Consider the following 21,516-nt stretch of genomic DNA (forward strand, 5'->3'; position numbering starts at 1 on the left):
TAAGGAGCCCGCCGGGAGTAACGTACATGAAGCTGATTACCGGCAACTCGAATCTGCCTTTGGCCCGCGCCATCGCCGACTATCTCGAGCTGCCGCTCGCCGACGCCCTGGTGCGGCGCTTCGCCGACGAGGAGATCTTCGTCGAGATCGGCGAGAACGTCCGCGGTGAGGACGTGTTCGTGATCCAGTCGACGGGCTATCCGGCGAACGACAACCTCATGGAGCTCCTGATCATCATCGACGCGCTCCGCCGCGCGTCGGCGAAGCGGATCACCGCCGTGCTGCCGTACATGGGATACGCCCGTCAGGACCGTAAGCCGGGGCCGCGCACGCCCATCTCTGCCAAGCTCGTCGCCAACCTCATCACCACTGCGGGCGCGCACCGCGTGCTGTCGGTCGACCTCCACGCCGGCCAGATCCAGGGCTTCTTCGACATCCCCACCGACAATCTCTATGCCGCGCCCGTCATGTCGGCGGACATACTGGCGCGGTGGCAAGACCGGAACTTGATGGTCGTCTCGCCCGACGTGGGCGGCGTGGTGCGCGCGCGCGTGCTCGCCAAGCGGCTCCGCAACGCCCCGCTCGCCATCGTCGACAAGCGTCGCGAACGCGCGGGCGAGTCGGAGGTGATGAACATCATCGGCGACGTGGAGGGCCGCTTCTGCATCCTGGTCGACGACATCGTCGACTCGGCCGGCACGCTCTGCAACGCGGCGGCCGCGCTCAGGGAGGCGGGGGCGGAGGACGTCGTCGCCTATGTGACGCACGGCGTGCTGTCGGGCGGCGCGGTCGCCCGCGTCGAGGGCTCGGCGTTGTCGGAGCTGGTCATCACCGACTCGATCGGCAACCACGAGTCGATCGAGGCTGCCAAGCGCATCCGCCATCTGCCCATCGCGCCGCTGCTGGCGGAGGCGATCAAGCGGATCGCGGACGAGACCAGCGTGAGCAGTCTCTTCGACTAGGTCGCCGGCGGGAACATCTCAGCGCCGGTCGTCGATCGCACCCTGCACCAAGTGCAATCGCCGGCCGTCGGGTGGAACCGGTGCTCCGCTCGGTGGGCGCACCCGATCAGCTCGCCCTCGAACTGCGCGAGCAGCTCCGCCCAATCGAGCGGCCGAGGGCGCAGGCCGAGCGCCGCGACGGGTGCGAAGGCGTCCTCGAACGCGTCCGCGAGCACGGGCGGGAGGTCACTCAGCGTCGGCATGTGGCGCGGCGGCGTCAAGCCGGTATCGCGCCGCCGGCTGTACGCGAAGCGGTGGCCGGCGACTGCATGGTCCAGATCGATGTCTGGCGTCGTGGCGCGGCCCTCGTAAGGCCGGCGTCCCAGGAAGAGGAGCTGGAACGCGATCGCCGCGACCCCGAACGCGTCGTGGTTGCGGCTGCGCTCCTCCCTGCCGAACGCGCGCCCGGCCAGCTCGGGCGGGGTATACTCCTCCGTGAAGACGCCACACAGGAAGCGGTCGGCGCCGTGGCGGATCTGAAAGGAGTCCGCGTCGATCAGCGCCACGGTGGCCTGATCCGATACGAGCACTCCCGACTGGTTGATGTCGCCGATCACGCCGCCCGCGTAGTGGACGCTCGCGACCGCCCGCGCCACGTTGGCCGCGACGCGGACCAGCGTCGCGAAGGTCGCGCCGGGGAACGTGGCCCAACGGTCCGCCGGTCCCCAGAGCCGGTGGACGGGCTGGTGGCCGCGGACGCGCCGCATCGTGAAGCCCAGGAACGTGCCGCCCGCCGATAGGACCAAGTCGATCGGAAACGCGGCGAGGCTCGACCGGTCGGCCAGCCGCTGGTCGACCATCGCCGTGATCTTCGTCATGCGGGTCGCGCGCTTGTCCTCGTGGTAGACCTTGACCGCGAGATCGGGCCGTCCCTCGAGCTCGAACGCCTCGCCCTCCCCGCCGCGCCCGAGTGAACGGCCGAGCACCAGCACCTGTCCGCCCGCCCGGACGCGCTCGCCCGGCCTCATCGCCGAACGGCGAGCACGAGCGACTTGTCGTCGTGGGTCAGCGCGTTCAGCGCGTCCCGGCGTAGGTACCGGCCTAAGGACCGGGAAAGATCCCGGTCGCATCCCGCAGCCTCGCCGGCGCGCATCACGGCGAACATCTCGTCGAAGAAGCGCGGGTGGGGACGGCGCGCCGTCTCGTCGAGTACCAGCGCCTCGATCCCGTCGCTAAACAGCGCCAGCGCGGCGATCGGGCGATCGAGCCGGTTCACGACCAATCGGGGCCGCGGCCGGTCCGTCACGAAATAGGTCGTCCCCGCATATTCGCCGCCGGCCGGCCAGCTCGCCGCCTCCCAGCCGTCGCCTTGATCGACCACGGCGGCGCCGTCGCCGACATGGGCGATCACCGCCGCATCCGCCGCGACCAGCGCCGCCACCAACGTCGCGGCGAACTCGCGTGGCTTATCGCCCTTCGCTTCCGCCAGCTCCGCGATCTCGCCGCGGATCCGCTCGACCCACTCGCGGCATCGCTCCTCGCTCGGCAGGTCGCCGGCCGCCGCGATGTGCTCGGCCGCCGCGCGCACGAAGCCGCGGGCCGTCGCGCGCGCGCCTTCGCCGGCCCAACGCGCCGAGCCCGCGCCGTCCGCCACGGCGGCCACGAGGACGGGGCCGGTCGGGCCCACCACCTCCCGCGCCGCGACCGCGTCTTGGCACGGCGTGCCCGAAGCGAGATGCGACGTTCCGACCGCCCGCGCGCCGGCCCAACGCCACGAATGCGCCGCGGGGGTCAGACGCTGCCCCAGTCGGGCTTCTGAAGCGGGATGTGCTCGTCGTCGGTCCGCGACTTGGACACCGTCTGCAGCGAGCTCGACAGCCAGCTGAACAGCTCCTGAAACTTCAGGCCGTTCAGGTGGACGGGCGGGCGTACCGAAATGCGCGCCAGCGTCGCCATGTCGGCGTCCTCCACGCCTACCGCGAAGAAGCTGAGCGCCTTCCGCTCCGACTTCTCGCGCACCATCTGCGCCGCCCTGGCCCAGTCGTCGGTCGGGGACCCGTCGGTGATCAGGAACATCCAGGGGCGGTAGTACTTGATTGCGTTGTCGCGGTAGACGCGCTTGCGCTGCTCGATCATGTCCAGCCCGCGCTCGATCGCCTCGCCCATCGGGGTCAGGCCGCCGACCGGCAGGCGCGGCGCGACGAAGTCCTCCGCGCCTTGGAAGTCGGACACGGTCTCGACGGGGCCGAACGAGACCACGGCCACCTCCACCCGTTTGCGCGCCAACTCATCGCCGAGCAGCTCGTCGCGGAACAGCTGCAGCCCGGCGTTGAGGCCGTCGAGCCGAGGGCCGCTCATCGACTGGGAGTTGTCGAGCAACAGCACCACCGGGCAACGCGGCTCCGCGTTGCGGAAGAACTCGTCCTCGCCCGCGCGCAGCGGAACCTGCTCGAACCCCATGACGCTCTTTTCCCCTATTCGTGGAGCGGCATGGTTTCCGGACGGGAGACGGTGCGCAACGGGTGGGCGGGACCGATTGCTCCGAAACGGATGTAACGCTCCTTTTCGGGCGGCTGCGGCTCGCCGACACTCGGGCCGGCGAGCAAGGGGCGACGATGGGGGACGGAACGGAGGCGGCGGTCGCGATCCGCCGCTACGAGGCTGCTACGATCTTGGCGCTGTTCGCCAGCGTGGGGGTCCACGTCGCCCAGGCGCTGGCCGGCTTCGATCCCTATTGGCTGGTCGGCTGCAACTTCGGCATCATCTTCTCGCTGGCCCTCCTGGCGGTCCGGGCGCACCGGGCGAGCGAAGGCGCGTTCGACTCCGCGGTCGCGGCCGAGACGATCGTGGCGTTCGGCGTTCTGGCGCTCATCCTGGGCTTGGTCGTGGCGATCTACCGCGCTTTCGCGCTCGCGGGGGAAGGGTTGCGCTTCGACCTGGGCACGGTGGGCGAGCTGGGGCGGCCGTTCGCGCTCGGGCTGGCGGCGGCCGGGGTCGCGCCGGTCGTGGCCGTGCTCCTGCGCAACTTCTCCGCCGAGCACGGGCGCGAGCGCGGGCCGGCCGACGAGCTGGACGCCGCCACGGCGGCCGCCGTCCGCCTGGCCGCGACGCTGGACGCGGTGCGCGCCGCCGCCGTGGACCTCGGTCAGGCGGTGGGCGACGCCGCCGCGGCGACGGCACGGCTCGGGCCGGAACTGTCGCGCCACCTTTCGGACGTCGCGGACGCGACGGGACGGGTGGCGCCGACGCTCGACATGGGGGCCTCGCAGTTCTCCGGCCTGCTCGAGGCCGGCGCCAAGCGCTTCATAGGCGAGGTGGACGGCGCCGGAGCACGCTTCGCCGCCGACCTCGACGGCGCGCGCCGGCCGATCGCGGCGCTGGCGGATGCCGCGCGGGGGGGCGCCGGCGACATGGCCGGCCTCGCGGACGAGCTGAGCAGGGCGCGGGCGGGGGCGGCGGAGACGGCCGAGCTGTTCGCCGCGCTGAACGACCTCACCGCCTCCGTCGAGCGGTTCGTCGCGACGCGCGGACCCGTTCTCCAACGGGCCTCCGTCCCGTGAACGCAGGCCGCGCCCGGCGAGGCGGCAGCGCGTTGTACCTCCAGATCGGGCAGGAGACGATCTACCTCCTCTTGACCGGAGGGCTGTTCGCCTCGCTCATGCTGACGCTCTACGTCGCGAGCCTGCGCGGACCCACCGAGCAGCCGCCGATCGTCACCTTAAGCGAGGCCGACGGCTATACCTTCCCGACCGGATCGGCCGAGATCGGGCCGGCGTTCGCGCGGGCGCTGCGCACCGCCGCCGCTCCGCGGCTGCGCGAGCTGTCGGACCGCTATGAGGCCCCCATCATCGAGGTGATCGGGCACACGGACGAGATGCCTCTGTCCGGGCGGATGCGGGGTGATCTGGACGCGGCGCTCATCCCCTGGCTCTCGGGCGCCCGCACGCGCGAGCCGGTCTCCTCGGACAATGTGGGGCTCGGCATGGCGCGCGCCGTCGCGGTGGCGCGGGCGCTGCGCGAGGCGGGGCTGGACGATAGGTATACGATCATTCCGCTCTCCGCCGGCCCGCTGGTCAAACCAGGCGACGTCGTGACGGACGGCGCCAGCGCCGCCGACGAGCGCCGCCGACGCCGGATAGAGTTGCGGCTAAGGCGACCGGCCGCCGAGGCGCGCTGACGCCTCCCAACGGTCGAGAGCGCGGTTGGCCGCTCGGCCGAGCTGCCCCGCGCGCGCCCGCGCCGCCGCGTCCAGCCCAGGCCTGGCCGGATGATGCCGCCAGCGGAACGCCCGCCACGCCTCCCGCGCATCCGTCGCGCTGGTCGCGGCGTCGAGCGCTTGGGAAAGCTGCGCGAGTTCGCCGCCGCCCGTGGCCGCGTCGCCCGTCGTGGCGGGCGCCGGCGGCGGGTCGGTCGGCCGGGCCGCGAGCGCCGCGCGTTCAAGCGCGGCCAGCTCGGCATTGGCCCGCTCCAACCTCGCGAGGTGGTGCGGCGCGTCGGCCCCGCCCGCGGAGAGCGACTCGAGCAGCCGCGCCTCCGCCTCGTCCTGCTCGACCGTCAGCGCCGTGATCCGCTCGCCCGCTCGACTCGCGATCCAGCGCTCCGGCCAGCACCGCGCCAGCGATCGCCGGACGCGACGCTGCTCCGCCGCCGCATGCGCCGCCTCCTCCAGCACCAGTCCGGCCCGGCTGCCCATCCGTGCCCGTGCGAGCGACCGCGCGGCGGGCCAGTCGGGCACGGGCGCAGGAGCACGAGCGAGCGCGGCGAGCGCCGCCTCGACGCGCGACCGGTCGCCCGAGAGCAGCTCCGACCGCCAGGACGCGGCCGCTTGGCCGTCGGGAATGCGGTGCTCGACCCGGAGCAGGGCACCGGGATTGGGACCGCTCGCGGGATCGCCGCCGAGCGCGCGGAGGAACCGCTCGACGCCCGCGCCCACGTCCGTGCCGTCCTCGACGAACGGCCAGATTGCGTCGGGCGGCGGGTCGGGGAAGCAGTGGCGGAACAGGTCGAGCACCGCGGCGCGACGCAGCGCACCGACCCGTTCGCTCCCCATCCGAGGCACCGACGGTCTGGAAGCGATGGGGGGCTGAGGCGGCGAGGGCGGACGCTGCTGCGCTGCTATTGGAAGGTAGGTAGTGACGGCATGGCCCGTGCGAAACGGAACCGGCTGTCGCGCAGGCGTCGGATCAGGTGCGGGGAGGGCCGGCGGAGCTTCGCCGCGTAACCTTCGCCACCCGCTCACCGCCGCCGCCCAGAAGCGTTCCAGCATCATCCACCTCCGGCATTTGGCCGGCCGGGAGCATGACGATCGGATCGCGCCGGCGCAACGGCCGAGCGTAGCGCGTCAGCGCTGGCTCAACGCCACGATATGATCGAACACCGCCGGATGTAACGGTTTTGCGAAGGCGCAGCCGTATTTGAACTTGTCGCGCCAGGCGACCACCGCCTCCAGGCCCGCGAGCCCCGGCAGCGTCAGCCACACCACCGTGCCGGGCCAGAGCGTGAAGCTCGTCTCGGCGCGGAAACCGGAGAGCGACAGGTCGACCACGTCGATCTCGAACTTGGTCTGGCCCCGGTCGCGAAGGTGCGCGCGCATCTTCACCGCCTTGCGCAGCGCGCGGCGGTTCTCGTCGCCGGGAGTGTCGAATGCGGGGTTGGTGAACGGCTGGGTCATGGCTACCGAGTCGTACACCGGAGGTGGTTAACAACCCGCCAACATGCCCGACACTGGACGGGTCGGGACGGCTGTGCTTTAGGCCCGACCATTCCCGTTCTTCGAAAGAGGCGTGAGCCCCCATGAACATCCACGAATACCAGGCCAAGGAACTGCTCAGCAAGTTCGGCGTCCCCGTGCCCGCCGGCCATGCCGCGATGAGCGTGGACGAGGCGGTCGAGGCCGCGGGCAAGCTCCCCGGGCCGCTCTTCGTGGTCAAGGCGCAGATCCACGCCGGCGGCCGCGGCAAGGGCAAGTTCAAGGAGCTGCCGGCGGAGGCCAAGGGCGGCGTCCGCCTGGCGCGCACCGCCGACGAGGTTCGCGCGGCGGCTGAGGAGATGCTCGGCAACACGCTCGTCACCGTCCAGACCGGCGAGGCGGGCAAGCAGGTCAACCGCCTCTACGTCACCGACGGCGTCGACATCGCCCGCGAGTTCTACCTGGCGCTGCTCGTCAACCGCGCCACGGGCCGCATCTCGATGGTCGCGTCCACCGAAGGCGGCATGGACATCGAAACGGTCGCGCACGACACGCCGGAGAAGATCCACACGATCGACATCGACCCGGCGACCGGCTTCATGCCGCACCATGGCCGCGCCGTCGCCGCCGCGCTGGGCCTGACCGGCGATCTCGCCAAGCAGGCGCAGAACGTCGCCGCCAAGCTCTACGGGGCGTTCCTCGGCACCGACGCGTCGCAGATCGAGATCAACCCGCTCGCGGTGACCGATGACGGCAAGCTCATGGTGCTCGACGCCAAGGTCGGCTTCGACGGCAACGCGATGTTCCGCCACAAGGACCTGATGGAGCTCCGCGACGAGACGGAGGAGGACCCGGCCGAGCTGGAGGCGTCCAAGTACGACCTCGCCTATATCAAGCTCGACGGCGACATCGGCTGCATGGTCAACGGCGCGGGCCTCGCCATGGCGACGATGGACATCATCAAGCTCAACGGCATGTTCCCCGCCAACTTCCTCGACGTGGGCGGCGGCGCCAGCCGCGAGAAGGTAACGGCCGCGTTTAAGATCATCCTCCAGGACCCGAACGTGAAGGGCATCCTGGTCAACATCTTCGGCGGCATCATGCGCTGCGACATCATCGCGGAAGGCATCGTCGCCGCGGCCAAGGAAGTGAACCTCCAGGTGCCCCTGGTCGTTCGCCTCGAAGGCACCAACGTCCAGCAGGGCAAGGACATCCTGGCCAATTCCGGCCTGGCGATCGTCCCCGCCAACGACCTGGGCGACGCGGCCAAGAAGATCGTCGCCGAGGTGAAGAAGGCGGCGTGACGACGCTCCCGCCCGCGCTGGCGGAGTGCGTCGAGGCGATCGACGCTACTCTAATGCGTATGCAACGGACATTGGATGAGTCAAAGCGTGAAGCAGACGCGTTCCAGGCTCGGATGGCGAGGTTAAACCAGCGGCTAGAAGAAGTCCGAAAGAGGTAGAGCGGAATGAAAGCACTCGTCCCCGTCAAGCGCGTGCTTGACTACAATGTGAAGCCCCGGATCAAGGCCGACGGCACGGGCGTCGACCTGTCCAACGTCAAGATGAGCATGAACCCCTTCGACGAGATCGCCGTCGAGGAGGCAATCCGCTTGAAGGAGAAGGGCGTCGTCACCGAGATCGTGGCGGTGTCGATCGGCGAGGCCAAGGCGCAGGAGACGCTGCGCACCGCGCTCGCCATGGGCGCCGACCGCGCGATCCTGGTGACCGCCGAGGGCACGGTCGAGCCGCTCGCGGTGGCCAAGATCCTGAAGGGCATCGTCGCCGAGGAGAGCCCTGAGCTCGTCATCCTGGGCAAGCAGGCGATCGACGACGACAACAACCAGACGGGCCAGATGCTCGCCGGCCTGCTCGGCTGGGCGCAGGGCACCTTCGCGTCCAAGGTCGAGGCCGCGGACGGCGAGGTCCGCGTCACCCGCGAGGTCGACGGCGGCCTGGAGACGGACCTGCTCAAGCTCCCCGCCATCATCACCACCGACCTGCGCCTGAACGAGCCGCGCTACGCGAGCTTGCCCAACATCATGAAGGCGAAGTCGAAGCCGCTCGCGAACAAGACGCCCGCCGACTACGGCGTCGACACCGCGCCCCGCATCTCGATCGTCAAGGTCACCGAGCCGTCCAAGCGCCAGGCCGGCTCCAAGGTCGCCGACGTCGACGAACTCGTCACCAAGCTCGCAGCCTTAGGGATCGCCAAGTCATGAAGTGTCTCGTCCTCGTCGAACACGACGGCAAGACCGTCCGCGACGCCACGCTCTCCGCCGTCACCGCCGCCAGCAAGCTGGGCCAGGTCGACCTGCTCGTGGCGGGCGAGGGCGTCGGCCCCGTCGCTGAAGCCGCCGCCAAGATCGCAGGCGCGGGCACGGTGTACGTCGCCGACGACGCGGCCTACGCGCACCAGCTCGCCGAGAACATCGCCCCGCTCGCGGTCGAGCTCATGGGCGAGCACGACGCGTTCGTCTGCCCCGCCACCACCAACGGCAAGAACATCGCGCCCCGTGTGGCGGCGTTGCTCGACGTGATGCAGGTCTCCGACGTGCTGTCGATCGAGGGTCCGGACACGTTCACGCGCCCCATCTACGCCGGCAACGCGATCGCGACCGTCAAGACGAGCGACCCCAAGCTCGTCCTCACCGTCCGCGGCACCGCGTTCGAGAAGGCGGCGGCCGAGGGCGGCTCCGGCCAGGTCCAGCCCGCGCAATCGACCGGCGACAAGGGCCTGTCGCGCTTCGAGAATGCCGAGATCGCGCAGAACGCGCGTCCCGAGCTCACCTCCGCCAAGATCATCGTCTCCGGCGGTCGCGCGCTTCAAAATAGCGAGAACTTCCACAGCCTGATCGAACCGCTCGCCGACAAGCTCGGCGCGGCGGTCGGCGCATCGCGCGCCGCGGTCGACGCGGGCTACGTCCCCAACGACTACCAGGTCGGGCAAACCGGCAAGATCGTCGCCCCCGACGTCTACATCGCGGTCGGCATCTCGGGCGCGATCCAGCACCTGGCGGGCATGAAGGATTCCAAGATCATCGTCGCCATCAACAAGGACGCCGACGCGCCCATCTTCCAGGTGGCCGACATCGGGCTGGTGGGCGACCTGTTCAAAGTCGTTCCCGAGCTCACCGAGAAACTCTGACCGGGTGGACGGGGCCGACCTGTCCTTCGACCGGCACGGGGCGGCGCGGCACGATCGCGCCGCCCTTTCCGTTTTGGGCGACCTCGAACGTGTCCTCGCTTCTTGCCCGACTGACCGCGCGGGCACCCGTCTGTACGGCGTGCCAGGGCTCGCGACGCTACTCGCGTCCGACGGTCCGATCGGCCGCATCGCCGTCGACCGTGCTGGACCCGAAACACGCCCGGTCCGCGCGATCCTGTTCGACAAGACGCCCGGCGCGAACTGGTCGCTCGGCTGGCATCAAGATCGAACGATTGCCGTGCGGGAGCGACACGACGTTCCCGGCTATGGACCGTGGTCGCGCAAGGCTGGCGTCCAGCATGTCGAGCCGCCCTTCGCCGTAATCGAGGCGATGGTCACCCTACGCGTCCACCTGGACGACGTACCCGCCGACAACGCACCACTGCTCGTCGCTCCCGGCTCGCACAAGCTCGGCCGCCTCGCCGAGCCCAACATCGCCGGTGTCGTCGAGCGTTGCGGGACGGCGGTATGCTTGGCCGAGCGCGGCGACGTGTGGGCGTATGCCACATCGATCATTCATGCATCGGCTGCGTCGACCGGGCATGCGCACCGGCGTGTGTTGCAGGTGGACTACGCTCCGGACGTGCTTGCCCCGCCCCTCGAATGGCTGGGCGTCTGATCGCGACCGATCGGCGCTGAACCGGGGCGATCTGTTGCGAAGAATGCTCGTGCTGTGCACGATCCGTTGATGCTTTCGCTTCTATTGCTCGCCCTCCAAGCTCCCGCCCAGACCCCGCCCGCAGCCGCCGCCGGCGCACCCGCGCAGCCCACCCGAACCTGGCCCACGCGCGAAGGCGACCACGTCATCCGCGATTTCCGCTTCCGCTCCGGCGAAACGTTGCCCGAGCTCAGGATGCACTACACCACGCTCGGCCAGCCGCGCCGTGACGCCCGAGGCGAGATCGTCAACGCGGTCATGGTGCTCCACGGCACCGGCGGCACGGGCAAGCAGTTCCTCTCGCCCCAGTTCGCCGACGAGCTGTACGGGCCGGGCCAGCCGCTCGACATCACCCGCTACTGGATCATCCTGCCCGACAATATCGGCCATGGCGGCTCGTCCAAGCCGTCCGACGGCCTGCGCACGCGCTTCCCGGCTTACGGCTACCACGACATGGTCGCCGCACAGCACCGGCTGCTCACGCAAGGGCTAGGCGTCAAACGGCTGCGGCTCCTCATGGGCACCTCGATGGGCTGCATGCACGGCTTCGTCTGGGGGAGCACCTACCCCGACTTCGCCCGCGCGCTGATGCCGCTCGCCTGCGAGCCCGTCGAGATCGCCGGGCTCAACCGCATGTGGCGCCAGCTCGCCATCGACAACATTCGGAACGACCCCGCTTACGCGGACGGCGACTACCGGGCGCAGCCCACCGCCGGCCTACGCGCCGCCGCGTCGCTCCTGTTCGTGGCGGGCGCGGCGCCGCTCAACCTCCAGGCGCAGTTCCCCACGCGTGAGCCCGCGGTCGCCTACGCCCACGATCGCGTGGCGCGGCAGGTCGCCGGCCTCGACGCCAACGACCTCGTCTACGCGCTCGACAGCTCGCGCGACTACGACCCCTGGCCGCAGCTGGAGCGGATCACCGCGCCCACCGTCTGGATCAACTCGGCCGACGACTTCATCAACCCGCGCAACCTCGACTTCCCCGAACGCGCGGTGAAGCGGATGCCGAACGCCCGCTTCCGCATAATCCCCGAAACGCCCGAGACGCGCGGCCACGGCACGCACACCTGGGCGAAGTTCTGGCGCGCCGACCTCGCGGACCTGCTCCGCCGGACGGAGTAAGCCGCTACTCGGGCCGCAAGCGCGTGATCACGCCCTGAGCATCGCTCTCGGCGAGCCATGTCGTGCGCTTGCGCCGGAACGTCGCGCGGTAGCGGCGGGTGCTTCCTTCCTCGCCGATGAGCGAGAAGGAATGGAGCGGCCCGACGCCGTTCAGCAGCGCCCGCGCGAAAGGGGAGCCGAGCTGCCCCGCCACGTTCGGCGACACGCCCGTCGCGGGTCGGCCCGCCGCCGCAGCCTCCAGCGCCGCCCTGACGCGCGCCGTCGATTGCGGCGTCCGATCCTCAATCGCCGCGGGCTCGGGCGGGGCGGGAACGTACCGGTCGAGCAGCGCCTCCGCGAGCAACGGGAAGAAGGTGCGCTGGTTGGTGAGCGCGATCACGGTCAGCCGCCGATCCTCGACGCGCAGGATGTCGGCGAGCGCGGGCCCGCCGCTATGGCCCACGACCGGCACGCCGCGATAGGTGCGCGCGACCCAGCCCACGCCGAAACCCGAACGCCTGCCGCCCGACAGCGTCGCGGGCGTCTCCAGCGCGACGAGCGACTCGCGCCGCAGCACGCGGCCCTGGTCGAGCGCCGCGAAGAACGCGGCCAGGTCGCGGATCGAGCTATATAGGCCGCCCGCACCGTATCCGTGCGGGGCGAAGAAGAAGTCACTGGTCACGAGCTCGCCGTCGCGCAGGCCGTACGTTTCCGCGCGCTTGGGCAGCACCGCGCCGACGCGCACGCCGTCCTCCTCGGCCGCGAGCGCGAAGCCGGTGGCCGTCATGCCGAGCGGCGCGGTCACCTCGTCGCGCAACAGATCGGGCAGCTTCTTGCCTCCCGCTTTCTCGATCACCGCGCGCAGCACGGTGAAGTCGGTGAAGCCGTAGCGCGCCTCGGTGCCGGGCTGGTAGGCGAGCGGCCGCTTCATCGCCGCCGCGACCACGCCCTCGACCGTCTGAGGCGCGGGCGTCCCCAGATCGTCGGGCAGCCCGGACGTGTGGTCGGCGAGCTGGCGCACCCGGATGCCCGCCCAGGACGGCGGCGCGTCGGGAAACCAGCGCGTCAGCGGATCGTCGAGATCCAGCCTGCCCCGCCCCACCAGCCGCATCAGCAGCACGCCCGTGAAAATCTTGGTCGCGGAGGCGAGCTGGAACCGCGTGTCGAGGTCGACGGGAGCGTTCCACTCGACGTCGGCGACGCCGTAGGCGGCGAGCTTGACGACGCGGCCCCGCTCCACGACCGCGACCGCCGCGCCGGGGATGCGGCTGACGGCCATCTGATCGGCGACGACTCGGTCGATCGCGTCGGCGCGGGCGGAGGCGGGCGCGGCGATCAGGCTCAGCGCGGCTGCGAGCAGGAACAGGTACGGCATGTTTCGCGTCTGTACCGATCGGCCCGGGAGAGGTGACGCGCCATGCGACGAAGCCGCGACGAGACGTGAACGGAGCGACCGACCGCCTCCATGTCGTCACCGGCGGCCCCGGATCGGGCAAGACGACGCTGGTCGACGCGCTCGCCGCCGCAGGCGTCGCCACCAGCCCGGAAGTCGGCCGCGCCGTCGTGCGGGAACAGCTCGCCAGCGGCGGCGCGGCGCTGCCTTGGGGCGACGAGCGCGCCTTCGCCGAGCTGATGCTGCCGCGCGAGTGCGCCGCGCACGGGGCGGCGCTGGCTAGGGGCGAGGAGGTGGTGCTCGACCGCGGCGTGCCCGACGTGGTCGGCTTCCTGCGCGTCTCGGGGCTGCCCGTGCCCGGCCATATCGACCGAGCCGCGCGGCGCCACCGCTACAACCGCCAAGTGTTCCTGGCACCCTTCTGGGCCGAGATCTACGTGCACGACCCCGAGCGCATCCAACCCGCCAGCCACGCCCGGGCGACCGAGGCCGTCATGCGCGAGACCTATGCCGGCTACGGCTACCACCTCGTCGAGCTGCCCCGCGCAACGGTGGAGGAACGCGTCGCCTTCGTGCTCCGCCATCTGGCGGGCTGAAATTGGGGCTGTCCTACAAGCGTCGCGCCGTGCAAGCTTGCCGCATGAGTGCTTACGCCAACTCCGCCACAGCCACCGCCCGGGCAACGATTCGTCGCGATGTCGAGCCGACATACGCTTACTTTCGTCACCTTCGGGGCCGCGCATGATCGCCGCGCTCCTGCTGCTCCAGGCAGCACCCGACCCCGCGCTCGCCGCCCGCGTCGAGCGCGTGCTCGCGCGTAACCCCATAGTGGACGGTCACAACGACCTCGCTTGGGAGCTGCTGCAACAGCATGGAGGCAAGGTCGAGACCGTCGATCTGACCCGCGACACCAGCCGGCTCGCCAACCCGCTCCAGACCGACCTGCCGCGGCTCAGGAGGGGCGGCGTCGGCGGGCAGTTCTGGTCGGTGTACATCCCCGCCAGCGTCACCGGCCCGCGCGCCGTCGAGCTGACGATCGAGCAGATCGACATCGTACGCCGCTTCGTCGCCGCCAACCCGCGCGCGCTGGCCTTCGCCGACACCGCCGCCGACGTCCGCCGCATCGCACGCTCGGGCCGCGTAGCCTCGCTGCTCGGCGTCGAGGGCGGGCATCAGATCGACGGCCGTCTGTCGGTGCTCCGCCGCTACCACGACCTCGGCGTGCGCTACATGACGCTGACCCACGGGCGTAGCCTGTCCTGGGCCGACAGCGCCACCGACGCGCCGATCTCGGGCGGGCTGTCGGCGTTCGGGCGGCAGGTCGTGGCGGAGATGAACCGGATCGGCATGATCGTGGACGTGTCCCACGTTTCCGACGCGACGATGCACGCGGTGCTGGGGCTGACGCGCGCGCCGGTGATCGCGTCGCACTCCGGCGCCCGCGCCATTGCGTCCGCCCCGCGCAACGTGCCCGACGACCTGCTCCGGCTCATCGCCGCGAACGGCGGTGTCGTGATGGTCAACTTCTACCCCGCTTTCCTCTCCGACCAGTGGCGGGCGTGGGACCAGGCGCGGGGAGCTGAGGCGAAGCGCCTGGGCGTACCCGACGAGCTCTACGGCGACAAGGCGCCCGTGCTGCTCGCGGCCTGGGACCGCGTCAACCCCGAGCCGCGCGTCACCGTCGCCACCGTCGCCGACCATGTCGAACACATCGCCCGCGTCGCGGGCCGTGACCATGTGGGCCTGGGGGGCGATTACGACGGCATCGGCGGCACGGGGCCGGAGGGGATGAAGGGCGTCGACGGCTACCCGCTGCTCCTGGCGGAGCTCGCGCGGCGCGGCTGGAGCGACGCCGACCTCGGCAAGCTCGCCAGCGGCAACGTGCTCCGCGTCATGGAGCGCGTCGAGCAGGTCGCGGCCGCTTCACGTGGAACACCGCCCATCGATGCAGTCGACCCGCTGGCCCGGCCGTAAGACCGTTTCCTCCCTCCGTTCGTCTCAAGCTTAGTCGAGAGACCGATGCGGTCACGGTCGCCGGGAGCGTTTCTCGACTGGGCTCGAAACGAACGGAGAGGGGCGCAGTCAAAAGCCCGACAGGAAGCTCGCGACGTTCGCACCCAGCGCGTCGACCGCGTAGCCGCCCTCCATCACCACGGCGGTCGGTAAGCCAACGCCCGCGATATCGCGCGCGAGCAGCGCATAGTCATCCGTCTCCAGCGCGAAATGCGAGATAGGGTCACCCGCCCAGGTGTCCGCACCGAAGCTCACCACCAGCGCCCCCGCGCCACAGCGCGCGATGGCATCAAGCGCCGCGCCCTGCGCCCGCCGGAACGAGTCGAGCCTCGTCCCCCGCGGCAACGGCAGGTTGAGCGTCGCGCCCCGACCCTCGCCTTCGCCGACCTCATCGGCATGGCCCCAGTAGAAGGGATAGTCCGTCGCCGGGCCGGCGTGCACCGACGCGTAGAACACATCGCCGCGGGTCCAGAAGATGTCCTGCGTCCCGTTGCCGTGGTGATAGTCGATGTCGAGCACCGCCACCCGGCCGACTCCGGCATCCCGCATCGCCTGCGCCGCGACTGCGGCGGCGTTGATGTGGCAGTAGCCGCCGCAATAGTCGGCGCCCGCGTGATGTCCCGGCGGCCGGCACAGCGCGAACGCCGCGCGCTCGCCGCTGAGCACGGCATGCGCCGCCGCCAGCGCGGACTGCGCGCTCCAATAGCTCGCCTCGAACGCGTGCGATCCCAAAGGTGTCGTCGCATCAAACGCGTACCGCCCGAGCAGCGCGTCGATCCGCGTGAGCCGCACCGGCCGCCGCCCCACCACCGGAAAGGCGTAGGGGATCGCGTCGCCCGTCCGCCCCGCCTCGCGCCACAGCCGCGGCGCGTCCTGCAGGAACCGGATGTACCCCGCATCGTGCACCGCCAGCACGGGCGCGAGCCCGCGATCCTCCGGCCGCTCGGTCGCTGCGAGCGCCGCCAGCATCGCGTCCACCCGCTCCGGCTTCTCGGCATAGGCCGTGAACCCGCCGTTATGCAGCTCCTCGGCCGGCGCGTGCAGCCGCTGGCGGGAGTCGTGGAAGACGCGCATCAGTCGCGCTTAGCCGACAGGCGAAGCACCGCGTAGCCCATGACCGCCGACAGCGCGGAGCCGGCGATCACGCCGAGCTTCACCTGGTCGATCAGCTCCGGCCGCCCCGGAAAGGCGAGCCCGCCGATGAACAGGCTCATGGTGAAGCCGATGCCGGCGAGCAACGCCACGCCGTACACTTGGCCCCAGCCGCACCCGCCCGGCTTCCCCGCGATTCCCAGCTTCACCGCCGCCCAGACCGCGCCCAATATGCCTAGCTGCTTGCCCAGGAACAGGCCCAACGCGACGGCCAGCACCAGCGGCTGGCCCAGGCCGCCGATCCCCGTGAGCGCGACGCCCGCATTGGCGAAGCCGAATAGCGGCACGATCAGGAACGCGCTCCACGGCGCCAGCCCGTGCTCGATCCGGTGCAGCGTCGATTCGGGCGCGTCCGGCGCGCCCGGAGTCGGCGTGATCGGCACCACAGCCGCCGCCAGCACGCCCGCGATCGTCGCGTGCACGCCCGACCTGAGCACGAAGAACCACAGGACCACGAAGCCGAGCAGGAACACCCACGGCGCGCGCACGCCGTGGCGGCCCAGCGCCCACATGACCGCCAGCACGCCCGCCGCCGCGGCCAGCGCGGGGAGGCTGAGCCCGTGGCTATAGGCGAGCGCGATGATCGCCACCGCCCCCATGTCGTCGACGATCGCCACCGTGGTCAGGAACAGCTTGAGCTGCGCGGGCACCCGCTTGCCGAGCAGCGCCATCACCCCGATCGCGAAGGCGATGTCGGTCGCCGCGGGAATCGCCCAGCCGCGCGTCAGCCCGTCCTGATCCCGCGTGATGAACAGGTACACGAGCGCGGGAACGATCATGCCGGACGCCGCCGCGATGACGGGCAGGCGGCGGTTCTCCGGCTGCGCCAGCGCGCCGTCCACCAGCTCGCGCTTGATCTCCAGTCCGACGAGCAGGAAGAAGAAGGCCATCAGCCCGTCGTTGATCCACAGCTCGACGTTCATCGGCCCCAGCGTGGGCGAGAGCGTCGGCCCGGTCGGATCATGCCGCCAATGCTCGTACCACTCGGCCGCGCCTGAGTTCGCGACGATCAGCGCCGCCGCCGCCGCCAGCATCAGCACGATGCCGCCCGTCGCCTCCGACTGGAGGTAGCGGCGGAGCGCGTTGAACGGCTTGGCGACGGGCGCGTGCACGTCAGCCCACCCGCGCCAGCGCGTCCGCGATCAGCCCCCGGCTGTTGCCCACGCCGTAGAGTGCGATGAAGCTGCCCATGCGCGGGCCTTGGCTAGAGCCGAGCAGCGTCTCGTACAGCGCCTTGAACCAGTCGCGTAAGTTCTCCTTACCATAGTGCTCTTTGCCGACTTCGTAGACCATGTCCTGCAGCTCCTCCGCTGTGCCGCCAGGTGCGAAGCTGCCCGGCATTTGCGGTACTGACGACACTTTACCGAGCCGCTCGTAGAGGTCGTGAAGCGCCCTCCTCTCAATTTCGGTTGGAGGTCGCAGCACTAGCTTTGGCGCGACAACCTCACGATGGTAGGCGACAGCGCAGTCGATCAACGTAGCGACCGCTGCACTAAGCTCGTCCGAGATGTCATATGTACTGTAGACGTAGTTCTCGACGATCTCTCGATCTTGCGCGTTCAGCACGCCGACAAGGTTCAGCAACAGACCATATGTGAAAGGCAGCGCACCCGATGGCACTTGCCCGCCGTGGATGTGATGCACCGGATTACCCAGTCTCTCCTTGACAGGCTGGCCCGGATAGCTCGCGCGGAACTGCCAGTAATCATCCACCGCGCGCGGGATTACGCCCATGTGGAGCTGCTTGGCCTTCTTGGGCTCGCGGTACGCGTAGAAGGCGAGGCTCTCCTCGGGGCCGTAGGTCAGCCACTGTTCGATCGACAGGCCGTTGCCCTTCGACTTCGAGATCTTCTCGCCATGCTCGTCGAGGAACATCTCGTAGTTGAAGCCCTCGGGCGGCCGCCCGCCGAGCACGCGCGCGATCTTGGACGACTGGACTACCGAGTCGATCAGGTCCTTGCCCGCCATCTCATAATCCACGCTGAGCGCCACCCAGCGCATCGCCCAATCGACCTTCCATTGCAGCTTCGACCCGCCCGACAGCGCCGACTGCGTCACCCGCTCGCCCCCGTCGTCGAACGCGATCAGGCCCGCGTCCGCGTCGACCACCTCGACGGGCACCTGCAGCACGATCCCCGATTTGGGGCTCACCGGCAGCACGGGCGAGTAGGTGGCGCGACGCTCGGCGCGGAGCGTCGGCAGCATCACGTCCTGGATCTGGTCGAAGCGCTGAAGCACGAGCCGTAGCGCGTCGTCGAAGCGGCCGGACGTGTAGTAGTCCGTCGACGACGCGAACTCGTAGTCGAAGCCGTAGCGGTCGAGGAAATCGCGCAGTCGCGCGTTGTTGTGCGCCGCGAAGCTCTCGTGCGTCCCGAACGGATCGGGGATGCGGCTCAGCGGACGACCGAGATGCTCCCGCAGCATGTCGCCGTTGGGCACGTTGTCGGGCACCTTGCGCAGGCCGTCCATGTCGTCGGAAAAGGCGACGAGCTTGGTCGGCTGGTCGGACAAGGTGTGGAACGCGTTGCGCACCATCGTCGTGCGCAGCACTTCGTTGAACGTGCCGATATGCGGCAGGCCCGAGGGACCGTACCCCGTCTCGAACACGACCGGCCCAGGCTGTCCGCCTTCGCCCGGCTTGCCCTCGGGCCAGCGCTTCAACAGCTTGCGCGCTTCCTCGTACGGCCAAGCCTTGGACTCGAGGGCGGCGGTGCGGATGTCGTCGGTCGTCATCGACCGAGCGACCTAGCGCCCGAAGGCCGATGCGCAACGATATTCGAGGGTAGAAGCTCGATTCGCGTAGCCGCGCGCTCACCTTGCGTTCAGGGCCGCGCCGCCTAAAGCCGCGGCGCTTATGGTTGTAACCCTGTCCCTTCTCCTTTCCGCCGCGCCCCTCCAAGCGCAGCAGCCCACGACACCGCCTGTCCAGGAGCCGACGGTCCAAGAGCCCGCCACCGAGGAGGCGGAAACCGACGCCGAGGCGAGCGAGGGGGAAGAGATCGTCGTCACCGGCCAGCGCGAGCCGGGCAGCGTCGCGGGCGACATCCCGCCGCTCCAGCAGATTCGCCCCGCCGAGATCCGCTCCTACGGCGTGAACACCGTCGAGGAACTGCTCGCCGAACTAGGGCCGCAGACGCGCTCGGGCCGCGGCGGCCCGCCGGTGGTGCTGGTGAACGGCCGCCGCGTCTCTGGCTTCCAGGAGATCCGCGATATCCCGACCGAGGCGATCCTGCGCGTCGACGTGCTGCCGGAGGAGGTGGCGCTCCGATACGGCTATCGCGCCGACCAGCGCGTGGTGAATTTCGTGCTCCGCCGCCGCTTCCGTGCTGTCACCGCCGAGGCCGACGCGCGCGTCGCGACCGAGGGCGGCCGCGTCGCGCCGGAAGCGGAGGTCGATTTCCTGACGATCCGCCGCGACGAGCGCCTCAACCTGCACCTCGAAGGCCAGTTCACCGACGCGCTCACCGAATCGGAGCGCAACGTCTTGAGCCGCAACGGTGACGGCAGCAGCGGCGACCCGCTGCGCACGCTGCTGCCCGAGAACCGCACCGTGTCCACCAACGCCGTCTACGCCCGCCCGATCGGGAACGTGCAGGCGTCGGTCAACGGCCAGCTCGAGATCAGCGACTCGACCGCTTTGTTCGGCGCGGGGCTCGACGGGCTCGCGCTCCAGCAGGACAGCCGCACCATCTCCGGCCGGCTCGGCACGACGCTGAACGGCGACATCGGCTCCTGGCGCTGGAACTTCACGGGCGCGTACGACATCTCCGACTCGGAGACGTTCACCGACGTCGAAGGCTTCGCGCCCAACCGCGCCGACGCCGTATCCTCGCAGGGTAACGCCAGCCTGCTTCTGAACGGCACCGCCTTCGAGCTGCCCGCGGGCAACATCTCCACGAGCGTCCGCGTCGGCGGATCGACGCTCGATTTCGAGAGCCGCTCCTTCCGCTTCGGGAACGCTGTCGAGAGCCGGGTGTCGCGCGACGTGGGCGGGGCACGTGGTAACATCGACGTGCCGATCGCCAGCCGCAGCCGCGACGTGCTGCCCTTCCTGGGCCAGCTCTCCGTCAACGCCAACGCGGAGGTCGAACGCCTCTCCGACTTCGGCACGCTCTGGAGCATCGGTTACGGCGCGAACTGGTCGCCCTTGACCGGCGTCCGCCTGATCGCCTCCGTCGTCGACGAGCAGAACGCGCCCAGCCCGCAGCAGCTCGGCAACCCGGTCATCACCACGCCCAATACCCGCGTCTTCGACTATCTGCGCGGCGAAACCGTCGCGGTGGAGAGCATCACGGGCGGCAACCCCCTCCTCCGCGCCAACGACCGCAGCGCGTTCCGCCTCGGGCTCAACCTGCAACCCTGGTCGGACAAGGACCTGACGTTCCAGGCCGACTACAATCGGATCCGCATCGACGATCCCATCGCGGGCTTTCCGGCCGCCACCGCCGAGATCGCCGCCGCCTTCCCCGACCGCTTCACGCGCGACGCCGAAGGACGGCTGACACGCCTCGACGCCCGGCCGATCAACTTCGACCGGCAGGAGCGGTCTAGCATCCGCTACGGCTTCAACTTCTCCAAGCCGCTCCGGTCGCGCGTCCAGCGCCAGCTCGAGGCGTTCCGCGCCGGCAAGGGCCCGAACCCGTTCGAAGGCCTGCGCCCGTCTGGCGGCGCGCGGCGGCAGGCCGAAGCCGCGGCCGACGCGCAGCGCCCGGCGGGCGAAGCGCCGCGGCGCGGTGAGGGCGGGCAAGCGGGCGGCCAGGGCGCCGGCCCCGGCGGCCGCTTCGGTGGCGGACGTAATTTCGGTGGGGGGGGCTTCGGCGGACGTGGCGGGGGAGGCGGCGGACGTCTCCAGTTCGCGCTGTTCCACACGGTCAACTTGACCGAGCGCGTGACGGTGGCGGAGGGCGGGCCCGTGCTCGACCTGTTGAACGGCGACGCGATCGGCAACAATGGCGGCCAGCCGCGCCACGAGGTCGAGGGCCAGGCGGGCTACACCAACAACGGCCTGGGCGCGCGCCTGTCGCTCAACTTCCGCTCCGCGACCGAAGTGCAGGGCGGCACCGCCGCCGCGCCCGAGACGCTGGAGTTCGGCAGCCTGACCACGCTCAACCTCCGCCTCTTCGCCGACCTAGGCGCGCGGCCCGAATGGGTCCGGCGGCACCCCTGGATGCGTGGCATGCGCGTGACGGTAGGCGTCGACAACCTGTTCAACCAGCGCCAGGAGGTGCTCGACCAGACGGGTGGGACGCCGATCAATTTCCAGCCGGCGTTGCTCGATCCGCTCGGGCGGTCGGTGCGGGTATCGCTTCGGAAGCTATTCTTTTAGCTCGCCCTGTCCCACCACAGCCGTCACCCCGGACTT

Annotated in this window: 20 protein-coding genes; 11 read left to right on the top strand and 9 right to left on the bottom strand. The window is 70.4% G+C overall.

What is annotated here, in order from left to right; translation table 11 throughout:
- Positions 1 to 26 precede the first annotated feature (26 nt).
- Complete coding sequence (locus CKY28_RS12385; RefSeq protein WP_095998695.1) at positions 27 to 962, top strand: ribose-phosphate pyrophosphokinase; 936 nt, start codon at positions 27 to 29, stop codon at positions 960 to 962.
- On the opposite strand, the gene CKY28_RS12390 is transcribed toward CKY28_RS12385, so the two are convergent.
- The 3 genes from CKY28_RS12390 to CKY28_RS12400 are packed head-to-tail and all read right to left on the bottom strand — an operon-like array spanning position 959 to position 3,401.
- Positions 959 to 1,969 (bottom strand): hypothetical protein, encoded by a 1,011-nt coding sequence (locus tag CKY28_RS12390; protein ID WP_095998696.1) that lies wholly within the window; start codon positions 1,967 to 1,969, stop codon positions 959 to 961. The two genes, CKY28_RS12385 and CKY28_RS12390, sit on opposite strands and share 4 nt — an antisense overlap.
- Entirely contained in the window at positions 1,966 to 2,823 is an 858-nt protein-coding gene (locus tag CKY28_RS12395; protein WP_095998697.1) for a PP2C family serine/threonine-protein phosphatase, read from the bottom strand. The genes CKY28_RS12390 and CKY28_RS12395 overlap by 4 nt, the downstream gene beginning before the upstream one ends.
- A complete protein-coding gene (locus CKY28_RS12400; protein WP_095998698.1) occupies positions 2,733 to 3,401 on the bottom strand; it encodes a vWA domain-containing protein in 669 nt (222 codons plus the stop codon). Before CKY28_RS12400 ends, CKY28_RS12395 begins: the two co-directional genes overlap by 91 nt.
- Positions 3,402 to 3,556: 155 nt before the next feature.
- Here CKY28_RS12400 and CKY28_RS18725 point away from each other — a divergent pair, with 155 nt between their 5' ends.
- Together CKY28_RS18725 and CKY28_RS18730 are read left to right on the top strand one after the other, a co-directional pair.
- Positions 3,557 to 4,501, top strand: a complete 945-nt coding sequence (locus tag CKY28_RS18725) for a hypothetical protein (RefSeq protein ID WP_176473081.1) — start codon at positions 3,557 to 3,559, stop codon at positions 4,499 to 4,501.
- Positions 4,502 to 4,533: 32 nt separating this feature from the next.
- Positions 4,534 to 5,118 carry an OmpA family protein gene (locus tag CKY28_RS18730; RefSeq protein WP_095998700.1) on the top strand — a complete coding sequence of 195 codons (585 nt, stop codon included), beginning with the start codon at positions 4,534 to 4,536 and terminating at the stop codon, positions 5,116 to 5,118.
- Here CKY28_RS18730 and CKY28_RS12415 read toward each other — a convergent pair.
- Both CKY28_RS12415 and CKY28_RS12420 read right to left on the bottom strand, forming a co-directional pair.
- Complete coding sequence (locus tag CKY28_RS12415) at positions 5,089 to 5,991, bottom strand: hypothetical protein (RefSeq protein ID WP_095998701.1); 903 nt, start codon at positions 5,989 to 5,991, stop codon at positions 5,089 to 5,091. The two genes, CKY28_RS18730 and CKY28_RS12415, sit on opposite strands and share 30 nt — an antisense overlap.
- Positions 5,992 to 6,282: 291 nt before the next feature.
- Positions 6,283 to 6,612: a PilZ domain-containing protein gene (locus CKY28_RS12420; RefSeq protein ID WP_095998702.1), complete on the bottom strand. Its 330-nt coding sequence runs from the start codon at positions 6,610 to 6,612 to the stop codon at positions 6,283 to 6,285.
- A gap of 122 nt (positions 6,613 to 6,734) precedes the next feature.
- Here CKY28_RS12420 and sucC point away from each other — a divergent pair, with 122 nt between their 5' ends.
- The 5 genes from sucC to CKY28_RS12445 all read left to right on the top strand — a co-directional run bounded on the left by sucC (position 6,735) and on the right by CKY28_RS12445 (position 11,617).
- Complete coding sequence (gene sucC / locus CKY28_RS12425; RefSeq protein WP_095998703.1) at positions 6,735 to 7,934, top strand: ADP-forming succinate--CoA ligase subunit beta; 1,200 nt, start codon at positions 6,735 to 6,737, stop codon at positions 7,932 to 7,934.
- A 164-nt stretch (positions 7,935 to 8,098) separates the two neighbouring features.
- Positions 8,099 to 8,851, top strand: coding sequence for an electron transfer flavoprotein subunit beta/FixA family protein (locus CKY28_RS12430; RefSeq protein WP_095998704.1), 753 nt, complete (start codon positions 8,099 to 8,101; stop codon positions 8,849 to 8,851).
- Complete coding sequence (locus tag CKY28_RS12435) at positions 8,848 to 9,777, top strand: electron transfer flavoprotein subunit alpha/FixB family protein (protein ID WP_095998705.1); 930 nt, start codon at positions 8,848 to 8,850, stop codon at positions 9,775 to 9,777. The genes CKY28_RS12430 and CKY28_RS12435 overlap by 4 nt, the downstream gene beginning before the upstream one ends.
- Before the next feature lie 4 nt (positions 9,778 to 9,781).
- Entirely contained in the window at positions 9,782 to 10,456 is a 675-nt protein-coding gene (locus CKY28_RS12440; protein ID WP_245841831.1) for a phytanoyl-CoA dioxygenase family protein, read from the top strand.
- A 69-nt stretch (positions 10,457 to 10,525) separates the two neighbouring features.
- Positions 10,526 to 11,617 (top strand): alpha/beta fold hydrolase, encoded by a 1,092-nt coding sequence (locus tag CKY28_RS12445; RefSeq protein WP_095998706.1) that lies wholly within the window; start codon positions 10,526 to 10,528, stop codon positions 11,615 to 11,617.
- Positions 11,618 to 11,621: 4 nt separating this feature from the next.
- On the opposite strand, the gene CKY28_RS12450 is transcribed toward CKY28_RS12445, so the two are convergent.
- Positions 11,622 to 12,971 carry a serine hydrolase domain-containing protein gene (locus tag CKY28_RS12450; RefSeq protein ID WP_095998707.1) on the bottom strand — a complete coding sequence of 450 codons (1,350 nt, stop codon included), beginning with the start codon at positions 12,969 to 12,971 and terminating at the stop codon, positions 11,622 to 11,624.
- A gap of 65 nt (positions 12,972 to 13,036) precedes the next feature.
- On the opposite strand from CKY28_RS12450, the gene CKY28_RS12455 reads away from it, so the two are divergent.
- Positions 13,037 to 13,585 carry an AAA family ATPase gene (locus CKY28_RS12455; RefSeq protein ID WP_095999210.1) on the top strand — a complete coding sequence of 183 codons (549 nt, stop codon included), beginning with the start codon at positions 13,037 to 13,039 and terminating at the stop codon, positions 13,583 to 13,585.
- 145 nt (positions 13,586 to 13,730) lie between these two features.
- Complete coding sequence (locus CKY28_RS12460) at positions 13,731 to 14,963, top strand: dipeptidase (RefSeq protein ID WP_095998708.1); 1,233 nt, start codon at positions 13,731 to 13,733, stop codon at positions 14,961 to 14,963.
- A 108-nt stretch (positions 14,964 to 15,071) separates the two neighbouring features.
- Here the strand turns inward: CKY28_RS12460 and CKY28_RS12465 are convergent, their stop codons facing one another.
- Genes CKY28_RS12465 through CKY28_RS12475 form a run of 3 tightly spaced genes read right to left on the bottom strand, consistent with a single transcriptional unit; the run spans position 15,072 to position 18,887 of the window.
- Positions 15,072 to 16,076: a histone deacetylase family protein gene (locus tag CKY28_RS12465; RefSeq protein ID WP_095998709.1), complete on the bottom strand. Its 1,005-nt coding sequence runs from the start codon at positions 16,074 to 16,076 to the stop codon at positions 15,072 to 15,074.
- Positions 16,076 to 17,266: a Na+/H+ antiporter NhaA gene (gene nhaA / locus CKY28_RS12470; RefSeq protein ID WP_095998710.1), complete on the bottom strand. Its 1,191-nt coding sequence runs from the start codon at positions 17,264 to 17,266 to the stop codon at positions 16,076 to 16,078. Before nhaA ends, CKY28_RS12465 begins: the two co-directional genes overlap by 1 nt.
- Before the next feature lies 1 nt (position 17,267).
- Positions 17,268 to 18,887 (bottom strand): lysine--tRNA ligase, encoded by a 1,620-nt coding sequence (locus tag CKY28_RS12475; protein ID WP_095998711.1) that lies wholly within the window; start codon positions 18,885 to 18,887, stop codon positions 17,268 to 17,270.
- Positions 18,888 to 19,008: 121 nt separating this feature from the next.
- Here CKY28_RS12475 and CKY28_RS18735 point away from each other — a divergent pair, with 121 nt between their 5' ends.
- Positions 19,009 to 21,480 carry a TonB-dependent receptor gene (locus tag CKY28_RS18735; RefSeq protein ID WP_095998712.1) on the top strand — a complete coding sequence of 824 codons (2,472 nt, stop codon included), beginning with the start codon at positions 19,009 to 19,011 and terminating at the stop codon, positions 21,478 to 21,480.
- The last annotated feature ends 36 nt before the right edge of the window (positions 21,481 to 21,516 follow it).

The organism is Sphingomonas lenta (genome assembly GCF_002288825.1).
GTDB lineage: Bacteria > Pseudomonadota > Alphaproteobacteria > Sphingomonadales > Sphingomonadaceae > Sphingomonas > Sphingomonas lenta.